The organism is Ilyobacter sp. (genome assembly GCF_041583315.1).
Classification (GTDB): domain Bacteria; phylum Fusobacteriota; class Fusobacteriia; order Fusobacteriales; family Fusobacteriaceae; genus Ilyobacter.
Genome location: NZ_JBFHGC010000222.1, coordinates 1 through 4,405 on the forward strand (window position 1 = coordinate 1; position 4,405 = coordinate 4,405).

Sequence of the window (4,405 nt, forward strand, 5' to 3'; positions counted from 1 at the left end):
AGAGACATCCGCATATTATGAAGGTTAAGACCGGAGCAACTGAAGATGGCAAGTTATTAGCTATGGAGGCTGAGTTTTATGCATATACAGGTGCCTATTCTACTTATGGACCTGAAGTTGTATCAAGAGCTATGGTTCATGCAACAGGCCCTTATGAAATTCCAAATGTAAAAATAGAATCCACAATGATGTATACCAATAATCCAATGTGTGGAGCCATGAGGGGATTTGGTGTTCCACAAGTATCCATTGCTCATGAATCACAAATTGATATGATAGCCGAAAAATTAAATATTAGTTCCTTTGAAATAAGACTTATAAATGCATTAAAATATGGATCTAAAAATGCAAATAATCAAATTATGAATAATAGTATCGGAATTATAAAAACTTTAGAAGCAGCTAAGAAAAAGGCTGACGAAATATTTAAAGAAAAGGAGGTGTCTTGATGAAAAAAATAGGTATAGGAATTGGGAGTATGTTTTATGGAATTGGTAATACTGGCCTTCCCAACCCGGCATCTGCCTTTGTAGAGGTTCATTCTGATGGATCAGCCACTGTGTTGGCTGGTGCTGCTGATATAGGTCAGGGATCCAATACAGTTATGTGCCAGATAGTTGCTGAAGTTTTAGGTATCGATTATGAATCAGTTAATATAACAGCTGCTGATACGGCAGTTACCCCTGAGGCTGGTGCCACTTCTGCAAGCAGGCAAACCTATGTTTCAGGTAATGCATGTAAAAAAGCTGCTGAAATGGCAAAGGAAACTCTTTTAAAAGTTGCAGGAGAGATTTTAGGTGAAGATCCAGATAAAGTCATATTAAAAAATAAAAAGGCTTTTATAGAAGGTGATGAGGAAAATTATATTCCATTATCCGATGTGATGAAGGGATTAAAGGAAAGAGGGTTAATTGCAGTGGGTTCTGGGACATTTAATCCAGATGCTTCGTCTCTAGATCCGTTTACAATGGAGGGAGTCCCTTATGCAACCTATGCTTTTGCAACGCATATAGCCCAAGTAGAGGTGAACACAGAAACAGGGAAAGTAAAAGTTTTGAAAATTATAGCTGCACATGATGTGGGAAAGGCCATCAATGAAATCAATGTTGAAGGTCAGATAGAGGGTGGATGTTTGATGGGTACAGGGTTTGCCCTGAGTGAAGAGGTTAAAATAAAAGATGGAAAAATTCAGAATCCAAGTTTTTCCAAATATTTAATTCATACTTCCCAGGATATGCCTGAAATTTATCCTGTTATTGTAGAAGAAACTGATATTACAGGTCCGTTTGGAGCTAAAGGTGTGGGAGAACCGGCGTTAATTCCTGTCGCACCATCGATAATAAATGCAGTATACGATGCTATAGGGGTAAGGTTTACAGAGCTGCCTATTACACCTGAGAAAGTTTTAAAAGCTTTAAATAAAATTTAATTTAATTAACTAGGAGGAGTGTCATGGAGAAAACATTAGAATTAAAAAAAGAAGGTTTTTTGAAGAGAAAGAATATTGAATTTTCGGTAAAGCGTTATCTTATTGATGCTTTAAGTTTTATGGCTTTGGGTCTTTTTTCATCTCTTATAATCGGAAGTATCTTAAATCAAATTGGGATAAAATTTGGGATATCATTTTTAAGTGAAACAATCTGGCCAATTGCTAGACAAATGACAGGACCTGCAATTGGTGTAGCTGTTGCTTGTGGTCTTCAAGCACCGCCATTGGTGATGTTCTCCTCAGCTATTACTGGAGCAGCTGGAGCAGCTTTAGGAGGTCCGGTGGGTGCATTTGTTGCAGCAGTAGCAGGTGCAGAATTCGGTAAGGCAGTCTCAAAAGAAACAAAAGTGGACATTATAGTAACACCAGCTACAACAATAATTGTAGGGTGTCTTCTTGGTTCTTTAGTCGGACCAGGAGTAAGTGCCTTTATGACTGGGTTTGGTAATTTGATTATGTATGCAACTGAACTCAATCCTATTCCCATGGGAATATTAGTATCAACCTTGATGGGGATAGCGCTTACGCTTCCAATAAGTAGTGCAGCCATAGGAATAATGCTCGGACTTAGTGGACTTGCCGCTGGAGCAGCGACTGTAGGATGTGCAGCACAGATGGTTGGATTTGCTGTTATAAGTTATAGAGAGAATGGTATTGGCGGAGTGTTTGCACAAGGGTTGGGAACATCGATGCTTCAGGTTCCTAACATTGTAAAAAACTGGAAAATATGGATACCTTCTATTCTGACATCTGCAATTCTTGGTCCGATAGCTACAACTGTTTTAAAAATGGAAAATACTCCAATAGGGTCTGGAATGGGAACAAGCGGATTAGTCGGTCAATTTGGAACTGTCAGTGCAATGGAAGCTGCAGGCAGGGGTGGAGCCTCAATGTATATTATGATCTTAGTTTTCCAAATTATTTTACCAGCTTTAATGACGCTGGCTATTGCTGAATTTATGCGTAAAAAAGAATGGATTAAAGAAGGAGATCTGAAATTAGATCTTTAAAAAATATATTTGTTAAAAGCTCTATCACTCATATTGATAGAGCTTTTAATCAAATAAAAACAGGTCAATTAGACATTCCAGTTTAAGATTTGTATACTTAAGTTTCTAAAAGCTTCCTCAATTTGAGGATAATAATTTCAAGAAAAAAATAGTAATAAATTTAAATTCTGCAAAGAAAGTGATGCATAAGTTTAAATTTTTATTTATTTTTAATTTCTGATGTAAACGTTTCCTTATTTCTGATATGGAAATTTGATATTAAAAAACAAAGTGGGGGATTAATGTGAAAGTTGGCTTTATTGGATTAGGTGTTATGGGAAAAAGCATGGCAATTAATATTTTGAATAGTGGTCATAAATTGAAAGTCTATGATGTAATAGAAGAATCAATGATTGAACTCAAGGAAAAAGGTGCCGAAATTGGGGATTCAACGGCTGATACCTGTGAAGGCTGTGACGTAATAATGACCTCGCTACCTAATTCCAAAATAGTAGAAGAGGTTATCTTGGGAAAAAACGGTGTTTTAGAAGGTGCTGAAAAAGGATCAATAATCGTAGATCTAAGCAGTATCACTCCTAAAGTCATTCAAAATATTTATGAAAAATGTGCTGATAAGGGTATAGAGGTTATTGATGCACCAGTTAGTGGTGGAGCTAAAGGAGCTGAAGAAGGGACATTAACCATTATGGTTGGAGGTAAAGCAGAAGTTCTGGAAAAAGTAAAACCAATTTTAGAATGCATTGGTAAAAAAATAAATTATGTTGGACAGATCGGAGCTGGAGACACTGTAAAGCTTATAAATAACTTACTTCTAGGAGTAAATATGGTAGCCTGTGCTGAAGCTCTAGCACTAGGTACAAAAGCAGGGATAAAACCTGATGTCTTATATGAAATTATAAGTCAAAGTTCAGGAAGTTCTTATGCACTAAAAGCTAAATACGAAAACTTTATATCCCAAGGAAATTTTGAGCCAGGATTTATGATAGATCTGCAATACAAAGATTTAGAACTCGCAATTTCAACTGCAAAAGATCTAAACGCACCAATGTTTATGGGGAATATTGCCCAACAAATCTTTGAGACCGCAAGAGCGGAAGGTTTGGGTAAAAAAGATATTTCAGCTGTAATAAATCTGTATGAAAAATGGTTAAATATTTCAGTTAGAAAATAAGTTTTCTAAACAAGGAGGTTATCAATGAAAAGACTAGGTATTAAAAATATAGGTATTTTAATCACAGGAGATCTTTCTAATCCTATTAGAAAATCCACAACAATTATTGTTGAAGACGGTGTAATAAAAAAAATAGGTGATGAAAAATTATTAGTAGAATATCAATGCGATAAAATAATCGATGCCAATGGAATAACAGTAGCACCAGGGTTATTGGATTCACATGTTCATCCTGTTTTGGGAGATTTTACCCCAAGACAAAATACAACTGGGTATATCTCTAGTTCATTACATGGTGGAGTAACAACTATGATATCTGCTGGAGAGCCACATACTCCGGGAAGACCTAAAGATCCTTCAGGAACAAAGGCGTTAGCAATACTAGGAAAAAAATCTTCTCAAAATGTCAGACCCAGTGGAGTTAAGCTCCATGGTGGATCATTAATATTAGAAAAAGGGTTGGTGGAAAAAGATTTCGAAGAGCTGGTCAACTCCGGTTTTTTAATTCAACCCGAAGGAAAAGAGTTGGCCGCTTTCATCAAAAATTGTTCGTTCCTGTTCCTGACCGATCAAAAATCGTTTTTTGAGCTGCTCCGGAAAAACCAGGCTTCGCTTTCAGCTTTTTTCTTCTGGCTGAAAACACAATTAAATCCTGAATTGTGGAAAAAAATGCAGGATGCCATTTCCTTCGTTCCCGATCTTAAAACTGAGCTGGATAAATCGGAATCGGAATCA

At 36.5% G+C, this 4,405-nt stretch carries 4 protein-coding genes and 1 pseudogene; all 5 read left to right on the top strand.

The window, feature by feature from the left end; all coding sequences use genetic code 11:
• The coding region (locus ABZA26_RS08650) for a molybdopterin cofactor-binding domain-containing protein (RefSeq protein ID WP_372714121.1) at nt 1-449 on the top strand (449 nt) is incomplete at its 5' end.
• Nucleotides 449-1,429 (top strand): xanthine dehydrogenase family protein molybdopterin-binding subunit, encoded by a 981-nt coding sequence (locus ABZA26_RS08655; protein WP_372714122.1) that lies wholly within the window; start codon nt 449-451, stop codon nt 1,427-1,429. The genes ABZA26_RS08650 and ABZA26_RS08655, both read left to right, overlap by 1 nt.
• Before the next feature lie 23 nt (nt 1,430-1,452).
• The gene (locus ABZA26_RS08660; RefSeq protein WP_372714123.1) at nt 1,453-2,499 is read left to right on the top strand and encodes a PTS transporter subunit IIC; all 1,047 of its coding nucleotides are present in this window, start codon (nt 1,453-1,455) and stop codon (nt 2,497-2,499) included.
• Nucleotides 2,500-2,782: 283 nt separating this feature from the next.
• On the top strand, nt 2,783-3,670 hold the full coding sequence (locus ABZA26_RS08665; protein WP_372714124.1) for an NAD(P)-dependent oxidoreductase: 888 nt from the start codon (nt 2,783-2,785) through the stop codon (nt 3,668-3,670).
• A gap of 24 nt (nt 3,671-3,694) precedes the next feature.
• Nucleotides 3,695-4,405: pseudogene (locus tag ABZA26_RS08670) on the top strand (hypothetical protein); the annotation flags it as partial.